This window comes from Corynebacterium tuberculostearicum (assembly GCF_032821615.1).
GTDB lineage: Bacteria > Actinomycetota > Actinomycetes > Mycobacteriales > Mycobacteriaceae > Corynebacterium > Corynebacterium tuberculostearicum_H.
The window spans coordinates 53,556-76,395 of record NZ_JAVBIF010000007.1; the positions used below are offsets into that span (position 1 = coordinate 53,556).

General features: G+C 58.8%; 20 protein-coding genes and 1 pseudogene. 15 read left to right on the forward strand and 6 right to left on the reverse strand.

Features of this window, described 5'->3' with window-relative positions:
- Positions 1 to 82: 82 nt before the first annotated feature.
- From RAE09_RS07060 to RAE09_RS07070, 3 genes are read right to left on the reverse strand one after another with little or no spacing between them, the layout of a single operon-like run.
- Positions 83 to 661 carry a hypothetical protein gene (locus tag RAE09_RS07060; protein ID WP_005326721.1) on the reverse strand — a complete coding sequence of 193 codons (579 nt, stop codon included), beginning with the start codon at positions 659 to 661 and terminating at the stop codon, positions 83 to 85.
- A gap of 2 nt (positions 662 to 663) precedes the next feature.
- Positions 664 to 1,236, reverse strand: a complete 573-nt coding sequence (locus RAE09_RS07065; protein WP_005322542.1) for a hypothetical protein — start codon at positions 1,234 to 1,236, stop codon at positions 664 to 666.
- Positions 1,237 to 1,268: 32 nt separating this feature from the next.
- Entirely contained in the window at positions 1,269 to 2,537 is a 1,269-nt protein-coding gene (locus tag RAE09_RS07070; RefSeq protein WP_005326723.1) for a hypothetical protein, read from the reverse strand.
- A gap of 349 nt (positions 2,538 to 2,886) precedes the next feature.
- Here RAE09_RS07070 and RAE09_RS07075 point away from each other — a divergent pair, with 349 nt between their 5' ends.
- Genes RAE09_RS07075 through RAE09_RS07095 form a run of 5 tightly spaced genes read left to right on the forward strand, consistent with a single transcriptional unit; the run spans position 2,887 to position 6,356 of the window.
- On the forward strand, positions 2,887 to 4,347 hold the full coding sequence (locus RAE09_RS07075; RefSeq protein WP_316981308.1) for an acyl-CoA carboxylase subunit beta: 1,461 nt from the start codon (positions 2,887 to 2,889) through the stop codon (positions 4,345 to 4,347).
- 8 nt (positions 4,348 to 4,355) lie between these two features.
- Positions 4,356 to 4,565, forward strand: a complete 210-nt coding sequence (locus RAE09_RS07080) for an acyl-CoA carboxylase subunit epsilon (protein WP_198492599.1) — start codon at positions 4,356 to 4,358, stop codon at positions 4,563 to 4,565.
- Positions 4,565 to 5,152, forward strand: coding sequence for a Maf family protein (locus tag RAE09_RS07085; RefSeq protein ID WP_200435815.1), 588 nt, complete (start codon positions 4,565 to 4,567; stop codon positions 5,150 to 5,152). The genes RAE09_RS07080 and RAE09_RS07085 overlap by 1 nt, the downstream gene beginning before the upstream one ends.
- A 31-nt stretch (positions 5,153 to 5,183) precedes the next feature.
- Entirely contained in the window at positions 5,184 to 5,600 is a 417-nt protein-coding gene (locus RAE09_RS07090; protein ID WP_316981309.1) for a DUF3151 domain-containing protein, read from the forward strand.
- A 15-nt stretch (positions 5,601 to 5,615) separates the two neighbouring features.
- The gene (locus tag RAE09_RS07095) at positions 5,616 to 6,356 is read left to right on the forward strand and encodes a hypothetical protein (protein WP_316981310.1); all 741 of its coding nucleotides are present in this window, start codon (positions 5,616 to 5,618) and stop codon (positions 6,354 to 6,356) included.
- Between the two features lie 110 nt (positions 6,357 to 6,466).
- Here the strand turns inward: RAE09_RS07095 and RAE09_RS07100 are convergent, their stop codons facing one another.
- Complete coding sequence (locus RAE09_RS07100; protein WP_316981311.1) at positions 6,467 to 7,360, reverse strand: DUF4282 domain-containing protein; 894 nt, start codon at positions 7,358 to 7,360, stop codon at positions 6,467 to 6,469.
- A gap of 87 nt (positions 7,361 to 7,447) precedes the next feature.
- Entirely contained in the window at positions 7,448 to 8,509 is a 1,062-nt protein-coding gene (locus RAE09_RS07105) for a Cj0069 family protein (protein WP_316981312.1), read from the reverse strand.
- A 248-nt stretch (positions 8,510 to 8,757) separates the two neighbouring features.
- Here RAE09_RS07105 and RAE09_RS07110 point away from each other — a divergent pair, with 248 nt between their 5' ends.
- The 7 genes and pseudogenes from RAE09_RS07110 to RAE09_RS11940 form a co-directional block, all read left to right on the forward strand.
- A complete protein-coding gene (locus tag RAE09_RS07110) occupies positions 8,758 to 9,621 on the forward strand; it encodes a sulfurtransferase (protein ID WP_150850515.1) in 864 nt (287 codons plus the stop codon).
- Between the two features lie 155 nt (positions 9,622 to 9,776).
- Positions 9,777 to 11,540: an acetyl/propionyl/methylcrotonyl-CoA carboxylase subunit alpha gene (locus RAE09_RS07115; protein ID WP_316981313.1), complete on the forward strand. Its 1,764-nt coding sequence runs from the start codon at positions 9,777 to 9,779 to the stop codon at positions 11,538 to 11,540.
- Between the two features lie 23 nt (positions 11,541 to 11,563).
- Positions 11,564 to 12,007 (forward strand): hypothetical protein, encoded by a 444-nt coding sequence (locus tag RAE09_RS07120; protein ID WP_005326740.1) that lies wholly within the window; start codon positions 11,564 to 11,566, stop codon positions 12,005 to 12,007.
- Positions 12,008 to 12,049: 42 nt separating this feature from the next.
- On the forward strand, positions 12,050 to 12,631 hold the full coding sequence (locus RAE09_RS07125; protein WP_005322562.1) for an ABC transporter ATP-binding protein: 582 nt from the start codon (positions 12,050 to 12,052) through the stop codon (positions 12,629 to 12,631).
- On the forward strand, positions 12,628 to 13,650 hold the full coding sequence (locus RAE09_RS07130; protein ID WP_316981314.1) for an ABC transporter permease: 1,023 nt from the start codon (positions 12,628 to 12,630) through the stop codon (positions 13,648 to 13,650). The genes RAE09_RS07125 and RAE09_RS07130 overlap by 4 nt, the downstream gene beginning before the upstream one ends.
- Before the next feature lie 140 nt (positions 13,651 to 13,790).
- Positions 13,791 to 14,168: a GntR family transcriptional regulator gene (locus RAE09_RS07135; protein WP_316981315.1), complete on the forward strand. Its 378-nt coding sequence runs from the start codon at positions 13,791 to 13,793 to the stop codon at positions 14,166 to 14,168.
- Positions 14,169 to 14,590: 422 nt separating this feature from the next.
- Positions 14,591 to 15,211, forward strand: a pseudogene (locus tag RAE09_RS11940) (DUF1648 domain-containing protein); the annotation flags it as partial.
- 253 nt (positions 15,212 to 15,464) lie between these two features.
- On the opposite strand, the gene RAE09_RS07145 reads toward RAE09_RS11940, so the two are convergent.
- On the reverse strand, positions 15,465 to 18,896 hold the full coding sequence (locus RAE09_RS07145) for a pyruvate carboxylase (protein ID WP_316981317.1): 3,432 nt from the start codon (positions 18,894 to 18,896) through the stop codon (positions 15,465 to 15,467).
- Between the two features lie 304 nt (positions 18,897 to 19,200).
- Between RAE09_RS07145 and RAE09_RS07150 the strand changes: the two genes are divergently transcribed.
- From RAE09_RS07150 to RAE09_RS07160, 3 genes are all read left to right on the forward strand, one after another.
- Entirely contained in the window at positions 19,201 to 19,629 is a 429-nt protein-coding gene (locus RAE09_RS07150) for a peptidase inhibitor family I36 protein (protein WP_316981345.1), read from the forward strand.
- Positions 19,630 to 19,699: 70 nt separating this feature from the next.
- Complete coding sequence (locus tag RAE09_RS07155; RefSeq protein WP_204610076.1) at positions 19,700 to 20,395, forward strand: ABC transporter ATP-binding protein; 696 nt, start codon at positions 19,700 to 19,702, stop codon at positions 20,393 to 20,395.
- 115 nt (positions 20,396 to 20,510) lie between these two features.
- The gene (locus RAE09_RS07160; protein WP_316981318.1) at positions 20,511 to 22,784 is read left to right on the forward strand and encodes a hypothetical protein; all 2,274 of its coding nucleotides are present in this window, start codon (positions 20,511 to 20,513) and stop codon (positions 22,782 to 22,784) included.
- The last annotated feature ends 56 nt before the right edge of the window (positions 22,785 to 22,840 follow it).

Genomic DNA, 22,840 nt, shown 5'->3' on the forward strand with positions numbered 1-22,840 from the left:
TACTGGCGCACTGCGCAACCCACAGAGAAAAGCGCCCTGTCGGTCCTTATGGGCCGACAGGGCGCTTAATAGTTGTGGTGGCCTAGTTCCACTCAGGCGCGTCTTCGAGGCGCAGCTCGGAGTAGCGCGCTTCTGGCACAGAAGCCGAATACGGCTTGCCCTGGGCTTCCCACTGCTGGTCGGAGTTGCAGCGCACGTCCTGACCGTCAGTGTCGAGCATGGTAAAGCCCCATACCAGCTTGCCCTGCGAGTTCGCAGGCAAGGTGTACGGGCCAACCACCTGGTTTAGCTTCCAGTGCTGCTCGCTGACGTAGTTGAAGCCATAGGTCTTGGTCAGCACCTTGGCCAGCTCGCCGGTGCCCTCAACGGATCCGGAGACCTCGATGGTCTGCGTGCGAGCCTGGGTAACAGTGTGCTTGACCGGTACTTCCTCGGCGTTGCGGTTTGCCACGCTAGTAGCGTCGGTCTGCTTGAACCAGCGGCGCTTTGCGGTGACGTAGGTGCCGTTTTCACCTGGCGTCGAGCAATGCGTGCCTGGCTTGTAGTCGTCGTTCCAGCGCTGGGGCAGCTCAAAGTCCCCACCGAAATCAGCGGCGTGGGCAACAGGAGCGGCCACCAGGCTCAGCGCCGCGAGGGCGCTAGCGATGGACGTCTTGCTCACGTTTAGCCCCAATCGTTGTTATCGCGGGTGGAGACCTCGATGTGGCGCTCCTTCGGCAGGGTGGCGGTGAAGGTGCCGCCGTTGGCCTGCCACTTGTGGTCGGAGCCGCACACGGTCTTCTGGCCTTCGAAGTCAGAGACAACCCAGCCGGCGCGCAGGACGGCGGTCTTGCCCGGAGCAATGTTGTACGGACCAACCTGCTCGCCTACCTCGTAGGACTGGCTATCGGTGTAGCTGGAGGAGAAGGTGAAGTTGATGAGGTCCATCAGCTTGAAGTCAACGCCGGCGGAAACATTCCAGGTCTTGGTTTTGGTTTCCTTGATAGAACGGGTAACGGGCAGCGGCTCATCGTTGTAGTTGGACACGGTCCAGGAACCGGCGGAGCCATCGAAGTAGGTGCGCTTGATGTCAACGGTCTGGCCGGTATCACCCGGGTTGGAGCAACGCTCACCGATGGTGGTCGGGTTGGCCGGGCCGAGGTCGCGCTGCGGCAGGGCGTTAGCGGCCGGAGCGAAGATGAGGCCGGAAGCAACGGCAAGAGCCGCGGTGGTAGAAGCAATCTTGGACTTGAACATGGAACTTTCTCCTTGTGTAGGTGTGGTGGGGTTTAGTAGATGGTTTGGGTGGAAACCGGCAGGTCACGGAAGTCGTCCGGAGTGACGTCCTCGGTGCGGGTATTGCCGGCCTTATCGGTGATCTTGGCCTCTGCCCAGAAGCCGCTCGGGGCGGAGGTCTGCTTGTAGTTAGAGGTGAGGTCGTAGTCTCCGCTCTTGCCGCAGTGAATCTCGCGGTAGTTAATGCGGGTCATGGTGGTGCCATACTCCACACGCACGCGCTCGCCTGGCTTGAGGTCGACGTGCTTGAGCTCGGTGCCGACCGGCATGTAGGCGCGCTTTACGGCACCGACGGACTCCAGCCAGCCCTTCGGAATATCGCCGCGGTTGCCCTGCCAGTTGGTGTATGGGGCGTGCTCGGCGCCAACGACGAAGTCAGTTACCGGTGCAAACTCGTAGTCACCCTTGGACCAGTTGAGGAAGTCCGTGGAGTAACCAGCCTTGCGGTAGGTCGGCTTTACAGCGGTGATGTCCAGCGGGTACCAGGAGCTATCGCCGGCTTCACACTTATCGCCTTCCTTAGGCCAGGAGGGATCGCGCTGCAGATCCGCAGAAGGCTGCATGATCTCATCCTTCTTCGGATCGGCGATCTTCTCTAGGCTCGGGCCGGATACGGAGGTGTAGTTGCCCTCGATGGGCTTGGAGTTTGCACCCGGGGAACGGGATGGAATTTCCATGGCCAGATCAGACACGGAGCCGTCCGCCTTGATGATGTAGGCAAAGGCGTAGCGCTCGGCCGGGCCCTTACCGCGGATGACGTTAGAGCCTGGGATATTTTCCAAGCGGTCATCGTTGCAGCCTACGAACATGGAGATGAAGTCCTTTTCAATCACGCCGTACTCGACGCGGAAGGACTCACCCGGCTTCAGCTTCACTGGGCCGAAGGTTTCTTTATCGCGCCAGCCGTTGGTCATCTTCAGACCAATATCGGACTTAGCGGTGGTGTCCCAACCGGAAGGCAGCTTGGCCTTGGAATTGGCTTCAATCTCGTGATTGGTACCAGTTTCTACCTCGGCGGTGTAGGGCACTTCTTGGTTGGTGGTGTTTTTAAACTGCAGGGTGCCGTCGCTCATGTAGCGGCGGCCGGTTTCTGCAAAGCGCCATTCGCGCTCTGCATTATCGCCGGCGGCACTGCAGCTCTTGTAGAGGTTGGAAATGGGATATGCCTGCGGCATCGGGGGAACATCTCCCGCGTGTGCCACTGGCGTGAAGAGAGCCGCTACGGCGAGCGGTGCGAGCAAACGCAGTCCCTTTTTAATCACCAGAAGACCGTCCTTAATAGATCGTTAAAATCAGGGGAAACATTCATGAAGACTCAGGCAATCATAAGGGCTTACGGGGCACACATCAATAGTTGAATGAAAATCTTTCTAATGCTTTTATCCACCTTGAGGTGCAATAATGGGCACTCACCTGCCCAGCACCGTTAAATGTTTACAGTGGGAACCACCCCCAGATTAGGGCCCTTTGGCCTAGTGCCACCCAAGGAATTCCCAGGTTTTATGCACCGCCCACACTGTGGTGGCATTTGCCACCCAATCATTTTCCGCACCGCGTCCCCGCAGCGTTCCATTCCGCATTGACCGGGGTGCGCTAGTAATGTGGGGGCCTATGACTGACCTGAAAACCACCGCCGGCAAGATCGAGGACCTGGACGCCAAGCTCGCCGAGTCCCGCGCGCCGCTGGGAGAAGGCGAGCCGGCCGCCCGCACCCGCGTGACGCAGCTGCTCGATGAGGGCTCCTTCGTGGAAACGGACGCGCTAGCCCGCCACCGCTCTACCGACTTCGGTCGCGAGCATGACCGCCCTTATACCGATGGCGTGGTCACCGGCTACGGCACTATCGACGGCCGCCGCGTGTGCGTCTTTAGCCAGGACGGCGAAATCTTCGATGGCACGATGGGTGAGGTTTATGCCGAAAAGCTCACCAAGATATATGACCTCGCCATCAAGACCGGCGTGCCCATCATCGGCATCTATGAATCCACCGGCCCGCGTGTACAAGAAGGCATCGTCACCATGGCCGGATACGCCCGCCTCATGGCGCGTGTCTCCCAGGCTTCGGGCCTCATCCCGCAGATTTCCGTTGTCGCAGGCAATACCAGCGGCATTGCGGCGTTCGCGCCAACGTTTGCCGATGTCCTCGTAGTCACCCAGGGCACCGCCCTCCACCAGGCCGCCAGCCACGTGGCCGGCGCGGAGCCGGAAACCTTCGGCGGCGCCGCAGCCCACGCGGAATCCGGCACTGCCCACTTGGTGGCCAGCGATGACAAGCAGGCTCTGTCCCTCGTGCGCGACGTTGTGGCTTACCTACCCGCCAATAACCGCGCTGAAGCGCCGCGCGTGGAGGCCGGTAGCGTCGCGGACTTCGATCTCAATAGCGTCATCCCGGATACCGCCGCGCAGGCCTATGACATGAGCGATGTCATCAAGGCTGTCGTCGATGAAGGCTCCTTCTTCGAGCTTTCTGCCGAGGCAGCACAAAACATCCTTACCGGCTTTGCCTACATCGATGGCCGCGCCGTCGGCATCGTTGCCAACCAGCCGCTGGCGCTGGCCGGCGCTCTAGACTCCGCCGCGGCAGAAAAGGCCGCACGCTTCGTGCGTACCTGTGATGCCTTCAATACCCCCATCGTGGAATTCGTGGACTCCCCAGGCTTTGTGCCTACCCCGGAAGAGGAAAAGGCCGGACTGCTGCGCAGAGCGTCGAAGTTTGCCTATGCGCAGGCTGAAGCGAGCGTCGGCAAGCTCACTGTGATCACCCGCAAGGCCATTGGCCCGGCCTACGTATTTATGGGCGCCAAGGACCTCGGCGCGGACCTGGTCTACGCATGGCCCACCGCGGAAATTGCCGTCACCCAGGCCTCCCAAGCTTCCCTGGCCATTTATGGCTCGGAGGACAAAGAAGAGGAGATGGACGAGCTCTTCTTGCACCCGTATGCCGCAGCAGAGCGCGGGCTGGCCGATAATGTCATCGAGCCAAAGGCAACCCGCCACTACCTGGTAGAAGGCCTGCGCCTGCTAGAGCGCAAGGCCGTAGCCCAGGTACCGAAGAAGCACGGAACCGTTTAGGAGGGGACATGTCTGCACCTGAAATCAAGGTAGTAAAGGGCAATCCCACCGAGGATGAGCTCGCGGCCCTGCGCACAGTCTTAGCGCAGATGAGTGCAAAGCACTCGGGCGCTACCGGCGAGCGCAATGAATGGGGCAACCCAGCCGAGCGCTTCGAGCGCTTTGGCGCGCAGCGCGTCTACAACCCCTCCGCCTTCCATACCGTGCGGTACTTCTAATGCGGCTTATCCTTGCCTCCCAATCACCCTCGCGCGCGTCTATCCTGCGCGGCGCGGGCGTGGAGCCCATTTTAGAGCCGGCCGATATAGACGAGCGCTCTCTCGAAGCCTCGCTCGCAGGCCACCCGCCGGCCGATGTCGTGGCGGCCCTCGCCACCGCCAAGGCCGAAAAGGTGGCCGAACGCTACCCCACCGAGCCTGTCATCGGCGGCGATTCCATGCTGCTGCTCGACGGCGAGCTACAAGGCAAGCCCCTTACCGAGGAAGCCACCATTGAGCGCTGGCACCAGCAAGCCGGCCGCACAGCCGAGCTGCTGACCGGCCACTGCCTTATCTTTGGCGATAAGCGCCATGTAGAAACGTCCACCACCACGGTGCACTTTGCCCACGCCAGCGAGGCCGATATCGCAGCATATGCCCACTCCGGCGAGCCTCTCCACTGCGCCGGCGCCTTCACCTTGGAAGCCATGGGCGGCTGGTTCATTGACCGCATCGAAGGCGATCCTTCCTCCGTTATCGGACTATCGCTGCCGGTGGTGCGCCGCGCGCTCTATGCCTTTGATCTGAACGTCTCCGATTTCTGGTAGCCGCGCGCCGGCGCCGCTACAGTGGGGTGGCATGGAAATGAAAGACATGCTTGCCCCGAAACCCATTGAGCTGCCGGCCGATCCCGGCGCAGAGTCCACCTCGGATCTCGCCGCCGGCATTGTTGCCCACCCCGATTCCCCGCTGCTGTGGGCGCTCCTAGCGGAGCAGGAGCTCAAGGAGCAGGAAGGCTCTGAGCCGTCCGCTTTCATCACCGCCTACGCTTGCGCGCGCACGGGTTACCACCGCAGCCTCGACCGCCTGCGTGGCAATGGTTGGAAGGGTTGGGGCCCTGTCCCCTTCTCCCATGAACCGAACCAGGGTGTCCTACGCGCCATCGCCGCGCTCGGCCACGCAGCAAAGGCCATCGGCGAGGACGATGAGTACGACCGCATTCGCCAAATGCTTTCCGACGCCGACCCGGAGTCCGTCGCCACCCTCCTCGACTAATCCTGGAGTTCCCGCATGCCTGCCGTGACACCGCGCTACCTACACCGCTTCTCTGCCGCCGTATTGCTCACTGTTTCCGTGCCGCTCACGCTGAGCGCCTGCGGTACTCAGGAAGATTCTTCTTCCTCCCATCAGCCGGTCTTTTCCAGCCAAGTACCTGCCGAAGATGATTCCGCCGGCGGGGACGATGCAGCTTCCGCGGCCGCACCCTCCCCGTCCGAGTCCACCGACGGGGGCGATGAAGCGACCACGCCGCAGCAGGATAAGAGCGAGGACAGCGAGTGCACGGAGCTCCCCAACGACCCGCGCAAGGTCTACGCCTCTGGCACGGCACCTGGACGCATGCCCGCTGATGACGGCAGCGATTTCAATTACTGGATCGCCGATATCGACAACTCCTATGACCCGTGCTCGACGATCAGCTGGATCATCTTCCGCGGCTCAATGGGCGATTTAAACGGTCCGGCAGGCACCGGCGCCTCGATTGCTGATGGGCTAGCCCTCTATGTCAACGGTGCCCCGGTAAAGGACATGTCCATCTTCCACAAGGTTGAGAGCGTCACCCCGGTCTCAGACAACGAGGTCGATTTCACGTGGGGAGAGCGCAGCCGCACCACCGCGGAGGGCATTACCGCCCACCACACCGTGCGCTTGCGGGCACAGGACGATTCCCTCGAACCGGTATCCGGCGAAGTCGCGGAATTCAACAAGATGTGGGTTGACCTTCCCAGCTACCAGCTTGGCACCTACGACTAACTTTTAGGCCGGCATTTAATCGTCTGGGCCCGCAATACAATGCGCCCCAGCGGAATTTCGCTGGGCGCTCGTCGTTGCTCGCTTAATTGAGCAATCAGCTCATTACAGTGCTAGTCCATCTTGTCCAGGATGTCGCCGGTGTTTTGCGCAATGCGCACGTTCGCCACCATGGCTTCCAGGAATAGCCTGATGGCAACCATGATTGCGTAGTAAATGACAGTGCTCAGTACCGCCAGGAAGATGAACGCAAAAATGCTTCCGAAGATGGCGGACGCGGAATCTTCCTGAATGCCATAAATGCCCATGCCGGTGGCGAAGAAGAAGGCACCGAGGAGGTGAAGGATCCACATGATGCCGCCAAGAATCATGGCGACCTTGTAGATTTCCTTCACATGGGTGAGGGTCAGGAAGTGCTTAAACTCGAACTCAAAGAGCCCGCCCAATAGGCCGTCCTTCTTGCCCAAGCCCTTGAGGGTGTCACTCATCTGGCTCTTCTTATCACCGAGGATTTGGCCGGAATCGGCAGAAGCATCGCCTGCTTGCGGGAACTGTCCGAATCCCTGGTTCGTGTTCTGCTGCTGGGTATAGCTGCCGAAAACCGGCTGATCGCTAGCGGACTGGGCGGAGCCGAATTGGTTGCCGTTCGCAGCAGCATCCGACGGTGCCGAATCCGTAAATGGATTATGCGCACGGGAGGCAGCGCCCTCGCTTGGGGTGGAGGGCCTCGAGGAGGCCCAGAAGTCAGAGGAGTTGCCCTCCGCGCTCGGCTTCGGAGAGGAAAGGTCACTCGAATGTCCAGACTCACCAGGCTTATCGGTGTGGCCGAAAGACTTCGTCTCCTTGGCATCGGTAGAGCCGAATTCCTTGGTCTCATTCACCTCGGAGGCGCCGGTAACCCCAGCGCTTTTCGCCGCATCCTCGGCGCGGTGCTGCGGGGTCTCGGAAAAATCGCGCGGAGAAAAATCCTTCGGGAACCCGTCGGAGTTGAAATCATTATCAGCCATAATCTGGTCCTTCGAAAATGCTTTAGGGGATGGTAGGAAAATGCCCCACGGTCACCCGTGGGGCCACTTGGCAGAATACAGCGTGCGCTAGGCGTTCGCGTCCTGAACGCGACGAATCGCCTCGGCGGCGACCTTTTCTTGGATGCCCATGTCTAGTTCGGAGGTGAAGCCAACGCAAGAGCAGTTGATTTCGCCGAGGACATAGGTGTCGGTGCCATCGGGGGCATCGTCAAGCATGAAGTCCGCGGTCCAGATCAGGGGAACATCCTTGGTATCGCCGAGCTTCTCTGCGATAACGGGGCGGGCCTTCTTAAACATCTCCAACAGTTCCGGCCAAGATTCCGGCTTATCGTAGGTGTACTTTGCGCCGGAGAAGAGGGTGGCAGAGAAGTTGTCGCCGCCTTCCGCTGGCTTCTTGTGCACGATGAATACCGGCTCATCGCCCACGAGGAGAATACGGATTTCGCCCTCTACAATGCGCGGCATAAAGCGCATGTCCACCAGCATGCCGTTATCGCCCTCAATGTACTGGTCACAGAAGTCCATGAAGGCGCCCAGCTTGTAGTCATGGGTCTGATTGTCTACTGCCTCGGTGCACTTCAGGGCGGTATCGAGCGGGAGCGCGGTGCCCGGTTCTACGGACTGGGCAAGCTCCTGGTCCGCGAGGCGCACGCGCCAGATGCCCTCACCGGTGGAACCGCGGTTTTGCTTGAGTACACGCTCGCCATAAGACAGCGAGGTGGGGAAAGTATCGTGCAGCTCTTCTACCTCGTAGTACGCGGCGGTATCGTCCGGCACCAGCGGGGTGTCATTGAGCTTGACCAGTGCATCTTTGGCGCCGTAGGCCATCATGTCCGCCGGAGTGGACATGCCTACCAGGCCGGCGTCTGCCAGCTTGGTGAGCATTTGGAAGTAGCCCTTTTCGCCACCGGGGATATTGCCTGGGTTCACGCGAGAGATATAAGCATCAAAGTTTTCAGAAACCTGGGCGTAGATTTCCTCTGCCTTGTCTGGGTGGAAGTAGATGACCTCCGCATCCCAGCCTTGTTCCTTGATCGCGTTGACGATCGGCATGGTGTCCTTACGGTGACCATCTGCGCCTTTATCGGAGCCGCCCTCTACCTCAAATACAACGATTGCCTTGTGCACTAGCAGTTCCCTTCTTAGGTGGTGTTCATAGCACGTTTTCGCACCATATCCCAAGTTTATCCCAGCTTTTCCTCCCCCGCGCGGCCAACTGCCCCCTCCGCCTAACCCCGTCGGCCGGCGCCCCTATTTCCCCGGCCGAGCCCTGTATCGCACACCACAGGAATGATCCCCGGGTGATCACCACGGGAAAATTCGGGTTAAAGTGGTGGGAGCAAATTACTAACCCTTATAGGAAAGGCAGGCGGACAGTGGCTGACGTTGATCCCTATCCCCCATTTCAGGAATACGCACACCCCGAGCGCCTCGTGTCTGCACCGTGGCTGTCCGCACGCCTAGGCATCAAGGGCCTGCGCGTCATCGAGGTCGATGAAGACTCGCTCCTCTATGACATTGGCCATATCCCCACCGCCACCCGTATCAACTTCCGCACGGAACTATTGAGCCCGCTTACTCGCGATTTCATCGATGGCAAAGAGTTCACTGCCTTGATGCGGGATAAGGGCATTAATGCCGACGATACGATTGTCCTTTATGGCGATAAGTCCAACTGGTGGGCCGCCTACGCCCTGTGGGTATTTACCCTCTTTGGCCACAAGGATGTTCGCCTGCTCGATGGTGGCCGCAATGCCTGGATGGCCGAGGAACGCGATACTTCCTTCATGGTGCCGGACTTCCCCGAATCCGAATACCCCGAGGTAAGCCGCGATGATTCCGTCCTGCGTGCCTTCGTAGACCAGGTGCGCGAGTCCGAAGGAGCGCTCGTGGATACCCGCTCCCCAGAGGAGTTTGCGGGCGAGGCCACCGAGCACGATCCCAATGGCGATTCCGCCTACGGCACCACCATGCGCCACGGCCATATCCCGGGCGCCATCAACCTCGAATGGGACCGTTCCAACTATCCCAACTCCTGCTTCCGCTCGGCCGAGGAGCTCAAGGTTAATTACGGAATGTTGGAGCCTGAATCTGCAACGATCCTCTACTCCCACGTGGGCGCGCAGGCCGCGCACACCTGGTTTGTGTTGACGCATCTTTTGGGATTCACAAAGACGCAGGTCTACGATGGTTCGTGGTCTGAGTGGGGCAATATGGTGAAAATGCCGATTGAGCGTTAACTTTTCGGTTTCGCCACATAAACCCATATCCGGCAGGGATGTGGGTTTATTTTTGTTCAAAAACATCCCCACTCGCGTGCGTGAAAATTAACTCATGCTTTTGTGTGCAAGAATAGATTGCGTATTCAACCTAATGTGTTCAGGAGGTTGCTGCCGTGGCAGTAGAAACCAAAAAGATCTCTAAGGTTCTCGTGGCGAACCGCGGTGAGATCGCCGTTCGCGTGATCCGCGCGGCCCGCGACGCTGGCATTGCCTCCGTCGCCGTCTACGCCGAGCCAGACGCCCAGGCACCTTTTGCCTCGCTTGCCGACGAAGCCTTTGCCCTCGGCGGCACCACTTCTGCCGAGTCCTACCTCGTCTTTGACAAGATTCTGGACGCCGCAGAAAGATCCGGCGCCGATGCCATCCACCCCGGCTATGGCTTCTTGTCTGAAAACGCCGACTTTGCCCAAGCCGTCATCGACGCCGACCTGACTTGGATTGGCCCCTCCCCCGAGTCCATCCGTGACTTGGGAGACAAGGTTACCGCGCGGCACATCGCCGAGCGCGCCGAAGCCCCCATGGCCCCAGGCACCAAAGATCCGGTAGCCGGCGCCGATGAGGTGCAGTCCTTCGCCATGGAATACGGCCTGCCCGTAGCCATCAAGGCTGCCTTTGGCGGCGGCGGCCGCGGCATGAAGGTGGCCTACTCCGCAGAGGAAATCCCCGAGCTCTTTGAATCCGCTACCCGTGAGGCAACCTCCGCCTTCGGCCGCGGCGAGTGCTTCGTAGAGCGCTACCTAGATCGGGCCCGCCACGTCGAGGCCCAGGTGCTGGCGGATAAGCACGGCAACGTAGTCGTCGTCGGCACGCGCGATTGCTCCCTGCAGCGCCGCTTCCAAAAGCTGGTCGAAGAAGCCCCGGCCCCTTTCCTCACCGAGGAGCAGCGCGCCTCCATCCACGAGTCCGCCAAGCGCATCTGCCGCGAGGCCGGTTACTACGGCGCAGGCACCGTGGAATACCTGGTGGGCGCCGACGGCCTCATTTCCTTCCTAGAGGTCAATACCCGCCTGCAGGTGGAGCACCCAGTTTCCGAGGAAACTACGGGCCTCGATCTCGTGCGCGAGCAATTCCGTATCGCTGAGGGCCACGAGCTCTCGCTCAAGGAAGACCCCACCCCGCGTGGCCACGCCTTCGAGTTCCGCATCAACGGCGAGGATGCCGCGGCGAACTTCATGCCAGCCCCTGGCACCATCGTGAAGTACTCCGAGCCAGCAGGTCCGGGCGTGCGCGTTGATTCCGGCGTCGTCCAGGGCTCCGTTATTGGCGGCCAATTCGATTCCATGCTGGCCAAGCTCATCGTTTGGGGCCCAGACCGCGAGACCGCGCTGCGTCGCTCCGCCCGCGCCCTGTCCGAGTACACGGTGGAGGGCCTGCCCACCGTTATCCCGTTTGACCAGGCTGTCGTTGCTGACCCTGCCTTTACCGCAGAAGACGGCAATTTCCGTGTCTACACCAAGTGGATCGAAGAGGAATGGGATAACCAGCTGCCCGCCCACGATGACTCCACCGATGCAGAGGCCGCCGAGGCCGAGCCTTCCCAGGTGCACACCGTGGAAATCGATGGCCGCCGCATCGAGGTTGCCCTCCCCGCCTCCTTCGGCGCCAACGGTGCCCCGCGCAAAAAGAAGAAGCGCAAGGGCTCTGGCGCCAAGGCCGCAGTGTCCGGCGATGCCGTTACCTCCCCGATGCAGGGCACGGTCATCAAGGTCAACGTCGAAGAAGGCCAAGAGGTCACCGAGGGCGAGGTTCTCCTCGTGCTCGAGGCCATGAAGATGGAAAACCCCGTCAAGGCGCATAAGGCCGGCACCGTTACCGGCTTGGCCGTGGAAGCAGGCGCTTCTACCACCAAGGGCAGCGTACTGCTGGAAATCAAGTAGCCTGCCCCGCTAGCCTTGGAAGAATGACTGATTCTTCCCTCGGCGTGCGCTTGGCCAAGGAAGAGGACCGCGACTATCTTGCGGGCCTCTTCCCTTCTTCTATTGCGGACTGGTCCCCCATTGTGGACGGCGGGGTCATCGCCCTGCCCATGGCCGCCAACGAGGACCCCACCGTTGCTCCCCGCGGCGCCGCGCTCCTGCGCTACTACCCCGCCGCCGACAAAGGCCCAGCTTTCTTGGGCGATCCCTCGGCGCACCCGCTTGACGACGCCACCTGGCTCACCCCCTTCGACCCCGAAGACATTCCCGAGCTCATCGTCTCCAGCGATGACCCCGCCGCCCGCGAGTTGCTTATCGCCAATGCCATCGACCTCGCGGCCGAGCAAACTGCCCCCGGCATCTCTTCCGCTGAGCCCTTGCCCGGATTCGAAGAACTCGCGCCTGGCAAGTTCTTCCGCCGCTTCTAGCTCGCCCCTAGGTCCGGCCGCCCTCCTGCTAACCTAGCTACGATGCTGAAAATAGATGCAACTTATGGACATTCCACCGCTTTAGGGCGCCTGAATCGCACCTTCGACGCCGGTCGCGTATACGGCTTGAAGGGCCCCAATGGTGCGGGTAAATCTACGCTGCTGCAGACCTTGAGCGGCGAAATTGCCCCACTCGAGGGCACCGTTACCATCGACGGTGCCGCACCCGGCAGCGCAGAGGCCGCCGGCTCCGTCATCGCAGTCGCGGACCCGGTCTTCTTGCCTGACCTCACCGTCGGCGAGCACTTCACCCTGCTTTCGCGCCGCTCCGGCGTGGACTTTGCCGAGGTCCATGAGCTCTGGGCTATCGACGACGCCATCCGGAACTCCGCGGTCAGCGACCTTTCTTCTGGCCAGCGCCAACGCGTCTACCTCGCCGCCCAGCTCTATCAGCCGGCCAAGGCCCTGCTTATCGACGAACCCGAGCGCCACCTTGACCACACCTGGACCGCCTTCTTGGCCGAGGAGCTGCGCCACCTCGCCGCCGAGGGCCGCTGTGTAGTGCTGGCCTCCCACTCCCCGGCCATCTTCGATGCCTGCGACGAGGTGGTGGAGATTTCATGAAGCTTCTGTCCACAGCCTCCTCAGCCCTCTATTACGCCTTTATAGCGGCGCTCATCGCGAGCGTCAGTGTTTACGCTTGGCAGAATGCCGCCGAGGTTTTGCCCTCGCTCGCGCAGCGCACAGCCGCGGCCCTGCCCGCCACCGCGACCATCGGCGCTGGGGTCGGCTCGCTCGCCCTCATGGTTCTCCTCGAGGCGCTCTACCCGCTGCGCAGCCTCTCGCTCGGGCGTTGGGTCTATGCGGATAGGCCGCGGGGGCGTATGCGGGGCGTCGATAAGCTGTCCATTGCCCAGCTCGCCGGCGTCAGCCTCCTAGGTCTTGCTCTGTGTGCATCACTGCACCTTCCGCTCTATGCGGCGATAGCCCTCCCTCTGCTGCGGTTTGTCATTGGCTGGCGATCCTTCGATCTCGCCTCGCTCCTCCGCGCGGGCCGTACTCGTGCCGTCGGCTCTTCTTCCTTTGGGATTTTGGACTCTGAGATTTCTGCTGATGCTATTGCCTCCCAGTCCGCGCGTCTTCGTCCGCGCTCGCATGCCACGACTTCGCTCAGTCTCCTCTTTGCCCGGCGCCTGTATCGCCGGTGGTATATCCCTCTCGGTGCGGTCGCCGTCATCGGCCTCACTCTGGGCCTTGCCCCACAACTCGGCAGCCTGGCGCTCATAGGATTCGCTGCTGCATGGACCATCGTCGGCGCCGCCACCGGCCGCGCCGCCTCCTTCGGCCGCATCATCGAGGGTGCCTGGCCCGACTGGGGGCTGCCCTTGGCTGCTTCCGCAGGTGCCGCAGTTCTTGGCACCGCCTTCATCGCCTTCGTATGGAAGCTGTCTTTGATAACGCTCGTAGCGTGTTGTTTAGGGCTTACCTACGCCGCCTTTAAACGTTCCCGCCCCGCACGTGTGACCACCATGAATATCATCGATACCGGCGGCTTCGGCGCCTCCTTCTCTCCCGAGGTCTTCGGCTACTTCATGCGCGGGAGCTACGGTATTGCTGCCATCGCAGTAGCCCTTTTCCTCTAGTCTCCCTGCCCCGCACCCCAGGTACGTCACTGCATTAAGTCACACATGCCTGGGGTTTCTTTGGGATCTCATTTTGTATTACAACTAGCAATACAGATTGTGTTACTATAAGTAATACAGAAAAAGATTGGAGGTGACAGATGTTCATTACCCTTAACCCCGAATCTGACGTCCCCGTATTTCAACAGATTCACGATGAAATCGTTTTGGCTATCGCTCACGGACAGCTTTCCGATGGCGACAAGCTAGATCCCGTCCGCCGCGTTGCCAAGGATATAGGCATTAACCCCGCCACCGTGAAGAAGGCATACGACCTCTTGGTTTCCGAGGGCCTCGTAGAAACCGCCGGCCGCTCCGGATCCATCGTCAGGCCTGGTGCTCGCACCGCCGCGCAAGAAAAACAACTAGAAGAGCAATTAAGCCGCATAGTCGCACTCGCCCGCGCACAGGGCTTTAGCCCAGATGAGCTCCACGCTCGACTCAGCTCCACCCTTAATGACCTGGAAGTATCGTCATGATTTTCACACTTTTAATGGCCGCCACCACCCTTGCTATCACTTGGATTATGGCCCAAACGCCCTCCCTGGCCTCACCTGGCACACCGCTCGGCGTCCGCGTACCCAAGGCTTATCTTTCCGATCCTGCCGTTACCTCCGCCCTTGCCGGATTCAAGGTACGAACGTGGACCTGTGGCATTGCGGCGACGGTCCTGTCCCTCTTTGCCTGGAAACTACCGCTATTAGCCGCCGTACCTTCCCTCGTGGTAGCGCTCGGTGGCATGTGGGCTTATCTATCCCAGCGCCGCCGCATCATCGCCGCTAAAAAAGCGGGCGGCTGGTTCGACGAGGTGGAAACCACCATCGCTGCCCGTGTTTCCCACAAATCCATTGGCACGCCCAACTTCGACGGCTTCCCTACGCCGACTTTTCCATGGGTAACCATGCTCTCTTCCCTGTTGTGCATCGCGGCCGGTGTAATCATCGTCGCTTCCCACTGGTCCGATATTCCTGACCCCGTTCCCGTGCACTGGAATGGCTCCATGGAAGCCGACAATTGGAGCGACAAAACAATTGGGAGCGTGTTTTTCTCCTCTTTCGCCGCTCTAGGCATGCTCTGCCTTTTCACCATCATCTGCTCTTTTATCGCGCATAGTGAGGTATCCCCACGCTCTGAGCGCAGCATAAAAGCGCGGCTGCGTAACGAAGCCAACCTCGCTGTCACGAACACCGGCATGGGAGTCCTCACTCTGCTCATCAGCGCCGGGATCGCACTGATGCAGGTAACCGGCCCTATCCCGCATTATCAACGCTTCAACGGCGCCGCGATCATCACAATGTTGATTCTCACCATTGGTGGCAGCATCGGTCTAGTTGTATTTCTTCTCTACAAGCAATCCCGGTTATCCGAGCAATTGCGCGGCATCCACTTTCCCGATGACGACAAAGAATCACCGGACAATGACCACCTCTATAAATGGGGTGTAATGTACTACAACCCTGATGACCCAGCGGTCCTAGTAGATAAACGCTTCGGTACGGGAATGTCCTTTAATTATGCTCGGTGGCAGGCCAAAGCTTTCCTCGTCGTTACGTTTGTCATCTTGGTCGGCTCGTTAGCATTGCCCGTCATCCTTGGTTAAGGCGAGCCTCCGCAATCCTCGCGAATCAACGATTTCGTCCATCTAGAGCAATGATTTCGTCGACGATTTTGGTCATTTGGATGGGCGAAATCGTTGATTTTCACCACAGCTAGACACCACAGCGCCCCGCTCCCTGGAGATTACTCGAGGGAAGCGGGGCGCTTGAGTGTGCTGATTAGTTGATTACGGCAATGAGGTCGCCGCCTTCAACCTTGGTGGCCTGGCCAATGGCCACGCGTTCGACCACGCCATCCTTGGTGGCGGAGATGGAAGCTTCCATCTTCATTGCCTCAATGACGGCGATTTGGTCGCCGGCCTTTACCTCGTCGCCAGGCTTGGCGGTCGGGTTGACTACACCTGCAAATGGTGCGGCGACGTGGCCCTCGTTGATGGGGTCGGCCTTTTCTACGGTGGCGACGGTGGACTCGGCGTTTCCGTCGCGAACCTTCATCGGGCGAATCTGACCGTTGACATTGAGCACAACGTTACGCATGCCCTTTTCATCCGGCTCACCCACGGCGTCGAGACGCACCACGACCTGCTTGAGATCGGCGCGATCGGTGGAGCCTTCTGGGAAGTAGTGGACTACCTTTTCTTCGCCTTCAGTCAGACCGTAGAAGAAGGTGGTATCCGTCAGCGCCTCGGTATTGCCGTACTTACGGCGGAACTCGTTGAACTCCTCGAACTGCTTGGGGAAGAGCAGGCGGTTCAGGCTGGCGCGGCGCTCATCCGAGTTATCGGATTCCAGATGCGGCTGTTCTTCCGCAGGAACCTCGCTCACCTTGGCGCCGGTTTCCTCGCGACCGTCGAGCACCTTATCGCGCAACTCCGGCCAGCCACCAGGAGGGGTACCGAGCTGGCCGCGGAGGAACTGGTTGACCGAGTCCGGAATATCGAACTTGGTCGGGTTGGCAGCGAAGTCATCAGGGTCTACGCCGGCACCCACAAGGTGAAGGGCGAGGTCGCCCACAACCTTGGAAGACGGGGTGACCTTGGTCGGACGGCCCAGCATCTCATTGACTGCTGCATAGGTGTCCTCGATGACCTCGAAGCGGTCCGCCAAGCCAAGGGCAGCGGCTTGGGCACGCAGGTTGGACAGCTGACCGCCTGGAATCTCGTGCTTGTAGACGCGGCCGGTCGGGCCAGGGATACCGTTCTCAAACGGGGCGTAGAGCTGGCGCACGGCCTCCCAGTAGGGCTCGAGATCCGATACGGCCTGCAGGTCGATACCGGTATCGCGCTTGGACTGGGAGAACGCTGCAATAAGGGCGGACAGCGACGGCTGCGAGGTGGTACCGGCCAGCGGCGCGGAGGCGCCGTCGACAATGTCTGCGCCCGAGAGGGCGGCAGAGTAATAGGTGGCCATCTGGCCACCCGCGGTATCGTGCGTGTGCACGTGCACCGGCAGGTCGAATTCCTTGCGCAGCGCCATAACCAGCTTGGAAGCGGCCTCAGGGCGCAGCAGACCAGCCATATCCTTGATGGCAAGGATATGGGCTCCCGACTCTACAATCTGCTCGGCCAGCTTGAGGTAGTAATCCAGCGTGTACAGGTTCTCCTTCGGCGACGAAAGGTCACCGGAGTACGCCATGGCCACCTCAGCAACGGTGGTATTGGTCTCGAGGACGGCATCGATGGCGGGGCGCATCTGGGAGACGTCGTTAAGAGCATCAAAGATACGGAAGACGTCCACGCCGGACTTGGCTGCTTCCTGGACGAAGCCGCGGCAGACCGAATCCGGGTACGGGGTATAGCCCACAGTATTGCGCCCGCGCAGGAGCATCTGGATGTTCTGGTTCGGCATAGCCTCGCGCAGCATGTCTAGGCGCACCCAGGGGTCCTCGTGGAGGAAGCGCATGGCGACGTCATAAGTCGCACCACCCCATGCCTCAACCGAGAACAGGTTCGGGGTCATGCGGGCTACGGCTTCGGCTGCAGAAACCAGGGCGGTACTACGCACGCGGGTGGCAAGCAGGGACTGGTGGGCGTCGCGGAAGGTGGTATCCGTAACCATCAGCGCATTCTGCTGGCGGATCTTCTCCGCCCACTTTTGCGGACCAAACTCGAGCAGGTCATCGCGGGAACCGCGTGGCAGTGGCTCGGAAAGGTCCAGCTCGGGGAGCTTATCAAAGGGACGCAGCGCCGTCGGGCGCTTGCCGTTGGGTTTATTAACGGTGGTCTCCGCGATGTACTCGAGGATGCGACCAGACTCATCGACGGCGGGCGGCGCCTTGAGTAGGTGCGGGTGCGCGTTGATGAAGCCGGTGTCCACACGGGTCTGAGTAAAGTCCGGTTCACGCAACAGAGCACGCAAAAAGCCGATATTGGTGGCCACACCGGAGACGTGGAACTCGTTGAGCGCGCGCTGGGCGCGCTGCACGGCCTGCTCGAAATTGACGCCGCGGCAGGTCATCTTTACCAGCAAAGAGTCAAAGTTCGGCGATACTTCTGCACCCACAGAAGTTGCACCGTCCAAACGCACGCCAGCGCCGCCCGGCGAACGATACGCGGTCAGCGTACCGGTATCCGGGCGGAAGCCGTTATTGGGATCCTCGGTGGTAATGCGGCACTGCAGGGCAGACCCGGTGATGGAAATCTTGTCTTGGGCGAGGTGAATATCCTCCAGCGAGGCACCGGCCGCGATATTCATCTGTGCCTTCACGATGTCGACGCCGGTGATTTCCTCGGTCACGGTGTGCTCCACCTGCACACGAGGGTTCATCTCGATAAAGACGTGGTTGCCGCGCTCATCCACAAGGAATTCCACGGTGCCCGCGCCCTCATAGTTGATGTGCTCGCAGAACTTCACCGCATCCTGGCAGATGCGGTCACGCAGCTCTGGGTCTAGCGTCGGCGCCGGGGCGATTTCCACTACCTTCTGGTGGCGGCGCTGGACGGAGCAGTCACGTTCAAAAAGGTGAATGACGTTACCTTGGCTATCAGCCAGAATCTGCACCTCGATGTGCTGTGGCTTGATTACTGCGGTTTCAAGGTAGACGCTGCCATCGCCGAAAGCGGCTTCCGCTTCGCGGGAGGCCTCGGCAGCCTTCTCGCGCAGCTGATCTTCGGATTCTACGAAGCGCATTCCGCGCCCGCCGCCACCGGCGACGGCCTTAACGAATACGGGGAAATTGAAATCCTTGGAGTATTCCACCAGCTTATCGACGTCCGTCGATGGCTCCGAGTCCTGCAACGTCGGCAGCCCAGCTTCCTTCGCCGCGCTTACCGCTGCAGCCTTATCACCAGTCAAATCCAGCGTGGATGGGGTCGGGCCAATGAACTTAATTCCATTGTCCTCACAGGCACGAGCAAGATCCGCGCGCTCCGAAAGGAAACCATAGCCGGGGTAAATAGCATCCGCTTCCGCCTTCTTCGCGGCGCGAATGACTTCATCGATATCGAGATAAGCCTTTACCGGCTGCCCCTCGGTACCAATACGGACGGCTTCATCTGCAAAGGCACGATGGAAGGAGTTACGGTCTTCACGAGGGTAGACCGCGACGGTCTTTGCCCCGGTCTCGAAGGCAGCACGGAATGCACGCACGGCGATTTCGCCACGGTTGGCTACCAGAATCTTTTTGAACGATGGAAGCGCGGGATTAGCCACTTCTGTGTTCCTTTCAACTCGGAAGGTACTGCGATACAGCACCTCCTCTTGGGTGATCCGTATCTCAGTTTAGAGATCGAAACCTTCCTTGTCTGCCCATTTTCAAGCGGAGTTTGCCACACTATCCAGCGCTTAAACCGTTGAATGGGTGGTTTCTGCAGTCCGACCAGTAATAACAGGGTTAGCCGGTCTGTAAATCTTGCAAATTTTCGCCTCAGCAAAATATACAGCGGGGACACCCTTGGATTCACTAAGTGTTCATTTTCACTTCATACTAATTTTTCTTTAATTAATGCATATTTATATGCAAGGTGTTACTTTCGTTTTGCGCACCCAGCGCACGTCCCGCCAATCTCTAACAAGGAGAGAAAATGAGAATAAAAAACTCGCTACAGCCAGCGTAGCTATCGCAGCACTGAGCGGAATCGCTGTACCAGCAGCCAGTGCCTCCGCAGGTGAATGCGGTGGAGGCCTTGTGTGCATTTTCAACGAAGCTAACTTCAGCGGATTCCTAGGTTCCCGGGGCCCTGGAATCGGAATCATGAACGTTTCGCGCAACGCCAATGACAAGATGTCATCGTGGATCAATAACACTGGAGGCCATGCTGCTTGGTACCAGCACGCCAATGGTGGCGGCAAGTGTCACACCATGACTCCATTTTCCAATAACAATTATGTGGGCTGGTGGAGCAACGACACCCTTACCTCGTGGCGCACTAATCGGGGCTGCTAAGTAGACATCCGTTAGCTGGGAAGAAGGATGACAATCATCTTTCTTCCCAGCTTCAATATTTCAGAACTAAATGACCCAAATTCACATTCACCAAGTTCATAAAACACTCGGCGTTGGCCCTAAGGCGACTCACGCACTCAAGGGAGTTTCATTAAAAGCCGCACAGGGAGACTTCATTGCAATCTCCGGCAAAAGCGGTTCAGGGAAAACCACTTTTTTGGACATGCTTTCCGGCTTAATCTCCATAGACTCGGGCTCAGTCACGGTTAGCGGGGTCAAAGTAGATACCGCTTCTGAAAAGGAATTGCTTCGTCTGCGCAGGGAGATTATTGGCATTGTCCACCAATCCGATCTCATCATTCCCGAGCTGACCGCCGCCGAAAACGTGCAACTCGTCCTATCAGCAGCAGGATACAAGCCTGTAGATTCTCGAACGGCGGCTGAATCCCTCTTAGAACAAGTAGGTCTCGAGGGACTAGAGACCCGATATCCCGACGAATTGTCCCGCGGCCAATGCCAGCGGGTCGGTATTGCCCGTGCGTTGAGCGGAAACCGGTCGATCCTACTAGCAGACGAGCCTTCTGCCGCTTTGGATCAACAAAACTCGCGAAGCGTGTTTGCACTGTTTAGAAAACTCGCCAGTCAGGGAACAACCATCATCACTGCTTCCCATGACCCGATCGTTCTGGACTATTGCACCCGATCTTTCACCTTGATCGACGGCCTTCTACACAATGCAGAGGAGGCGGAGGAATCACTTGGTTAGCCAACTTCTATCCAAAATCATTAAAGGACAGCCCAAAGTGCGTCTCATGTACGCACTAGCTGCTCTCAGCATTCTCCTCCTTGCCGCTACAGCCACGAGTGCGATGCTTATGACAATGTCCGCCGAACAACACGTCGCATCGAACCTAGGCGATAACCACCAGCGAGCAGACGCGCCCTGTTCACTTTCCTTAGGCGACGATATCGACGATTGCCTATCCGCACCGTCAGATCCCAAGCGGTTCTCCCGTGAACTTGTATCGCAAGACTTCTACGTGGATACTGACCCCGATCACCGAATGACATATTCGGAGGGTGATTGGGAAAGCCAAGGGCCCAGCTACGGTTTAACTTTGGAATCAGGTCGGTGGCCAACCTCTCCGGGGGAAATTATCGCAACCACAGCTAGCGGTCTTTCCGAGGAATCAGGGGTCAGTGCCTTTAGTAGCAACCTGGAGATTAACGTGGTCGGCACCGTTACCAGTAAATATGTACCGACCGCAACCGCCGTGTACGCAGCGCCTGGCACATGGGATCTCAGCACCACTCCTTCATCCCCATCTAGTGCTGGGGCGCGCCCAATGCTTTTAGATAACCAGTCTTCGGACCAAGAAGAACTAGAAAAGACAATGGATCGCATTGCTCACGTAGACAATGCCGAGTTCAGCGCCAGAGAAGCAGTGAAACTGTCCTACCTCTCAAGGCAATCGCTGGAGAATCAGCCTCCCAAAAGCCTTCTTGATGAATACTCGTTTTTCTTCGGAATTTTTGCGTTTCTCTTACCTCTATTTTTCTCAGCCTTCCTAACTGCCATGCAAAGGCGCGCGCTCGAAGCCCCGGCCAACGCTCTACATCAACTCGGAATATCCAGGAAGAAGTTGTGGGCTATCTTCCACGTACAGATCCTTTTTCTAGTCCTTTCAATTTCAGTGTGCGCTATTGTCACCGGTACGCTTTTCCCTCACCTCTTTAGAACCCATCTAGCAGAGTTGGGGTCCGTGCCTGGGCGGGATTTCGTCCTCCCCTGGAAATGGTGCGGGTTGCTTTTAGCGTCCGCCTTACTTCCCCCGATCTTCAGCGCACTGACAACTGCATTACCAATCCGGTTCCAAAAAGCCCAAACTGCGGAACATCAACTTTCTGCTAAATGGAAGCGGGTTTCAGCCGGGGCTATCCCGGCACTGTGCGCCATAGCACTAGCAACCGTATTGTTCGCTGGGGTAGTCGGCCCGGAAATTTTCACAACTCTTGCTCCAATCCCTACGTTAGCGCTCGCGATAGCGTTGACGCTCGCTGTAACTATTTCTATTAAAAGCGATTCCCCAACGTCACCGAGTCACCTGGCCCGTCGCTTTCTAAGTTCGCACCGTTTTCTCCCGCTAATTGGAGTAGCCCTATTGTCCAGTACAGCAGGGATAGCAATCTTCAGCAGCAACCTGGCCGCTAGTATGACTGCCTCAGAAGCTGAATCCTACGCACCAATTGTCGCACCCGACCAAGCAATCTTGACCCTGCCAGATGAAATGGATTCTGCGAGAGAATCTGCACAGAATTCATTAGTATCCCAAGGTGACTTGCCCGAACCCATTTCTGCACAGCAGCTTTCCGCAGGATTGCCGATGACTCCTGATGTATCGGGAACTTTTGGCATTCTTTCCGTCCAGGATGCCAAGAGTTGGGAGAAGCTCACGGACGAAAAGCTTACTTCCGACGAAAGGCAAACCCTGGAAAGCGGTGGTGTTCTTGTCCGCGACAAGAAACTTATGGATGCCTCTCACACACAGATCACCGATTCAAACGAAAAGTCGCACACGCTCGAGGCCCAAGAGGGTTCTTTTGGAAACTATTGGGAGAAACAAGTCGGCGGTGTGGTGCTAAACAGCACCGCACAAAGTCTTGAAATTCCTAGCATTTCAACCCAATGGATATTCGACGGCTTATCCGCCCAAAAGGCAGAACGAGTGCCAGAAATCGCTAACCATCTTGGTATACCACCTGAGGATATCCAGCTTTCCAAAGGCTACGAAACCGAGACCCCCTTATCGTTCTATATCAGCCTTACAGCAGCTCTGCTTTCTGCAATCGCCATATCTTTTGCGATTGCGCGCGGCCTAAATACCAGTATGAACACACTGCACACCACCTTTTTCCACTTGGGTCTTCGCCGTGATTGGAGCTTCAAATCGTTTTCGTGGGCCATAGCGATTATCTGCCTGAGTTCCCTAATCATCGGAGTCTTCAGCGGTCTCGCCCCGTTAGCAGCATATAGCTTCTTGCTCGGTGATGGCTTTCTGTTCGCAGTCGATTGGAACGCAATAGGCTTCACCATCACTTCAGTCCTAGCGGGCACCCTAATCGGAGCATTCATTCAACAAAGACGCCTTCACTAGCCCTAAACACCACTCCACTCGGCCCGCGGTCACAAATCATGTTGATCGCGGGCCCC

Coding starts and splice junctions, on each gene's coding strand:
- RAE09_RS07065 (WP_005322542.1), bottom strand. CDS start 1,236: ATGTTCAAGTCCAAGATTGCTTCTACCACCGCGGCTCTTGCCGTTGCT.
- RAE09_RS07075 (WP_316981308.1), top strand. CDS start 2,887: ATGACTGACCTGAAAACCACCGCCGGCAAGATCGAGGACCTGGACGCC.
- RAE09_RS07080 (WP_198492599.1), top strand. CDS start 4,356: ATGTCTGCACCTGAAATCAAGGTAGTAAAGGGCAATCCCACCGAGGAT.
- RAE09_RS07085 (WP_200435815.1), top strand. CDS start 4,565: ATGCGGCTTATCCTTGCCTCCCAATCACCCTCGCGCGCGTCTATCCTG.
- RAE09_RS07090 (WP_316981309.1), top strand. CDS start 5,184: ATGGAAATGAAAGACATGCTTGCCCCGAAACCCATTGAGCTGCCGGCC.
- RAE09_RS07095 (WP_316981310.1), top strand. CDS start 5,616: ATGCCTGCCGTGACACCGCGCTACCTACACCGCTTCTCTGCCGCCGTA.
- RAE09_RS07100 (WP_316981311.1), bottom strand. CDS start 7,360: ATGGCTGATAATGATTTCAACTCCGACGGGTTCCCGAAGGATTTTTCT.
- RAE09_RS07120 (WP_005326740.1), top strand. CDS start 11,564: ATGACTGATTCTTCCCTCGGCGTGCGCTTGGCCAAGGAAGAGGACCGC.
- RAE09_RS07125 (WP_005322562.1), top strand. CDS start 12,050: ATGCTGAAAATAGATGCAACTTATGGACATTCCACCGCTTTAGGGCGC.
- RAE09_RS07130 (WP_316981314.1), top strand. CDS start 12,628: ATGAAGCTTCTGTCCACAGCCTCCTCAGCCCTCTATTACGCCTTTATA.
- RAE09_RS07135 (WP_316981315.1), top strand. CDS start 13,791: ATGTTCATTACCCTTAACCCCGAATCTGACGTCCCCGTATTTCAACAG.
- RAE09_RS07150 (WP_316981345.1), top strand. CDS start 19,201: ATGCAAGGTGTTACTTTCGTTTTGCGCACCCAGCGCACGTCCCGCCAA.
- RAE09_RS07155 (WP_204610076.1), top strand. CDS start 19,700: ATGACCCAAATTCACATTCACCAAGTTCATAAAACACTCGGCGTTGGC.
- RAE09_RS07160 (WP_316981318.1), top strand. CDS start 20,511: ATGTCCGCCGAACAACACGTCGCATCGAACCTAGGCGATAACCACCAG.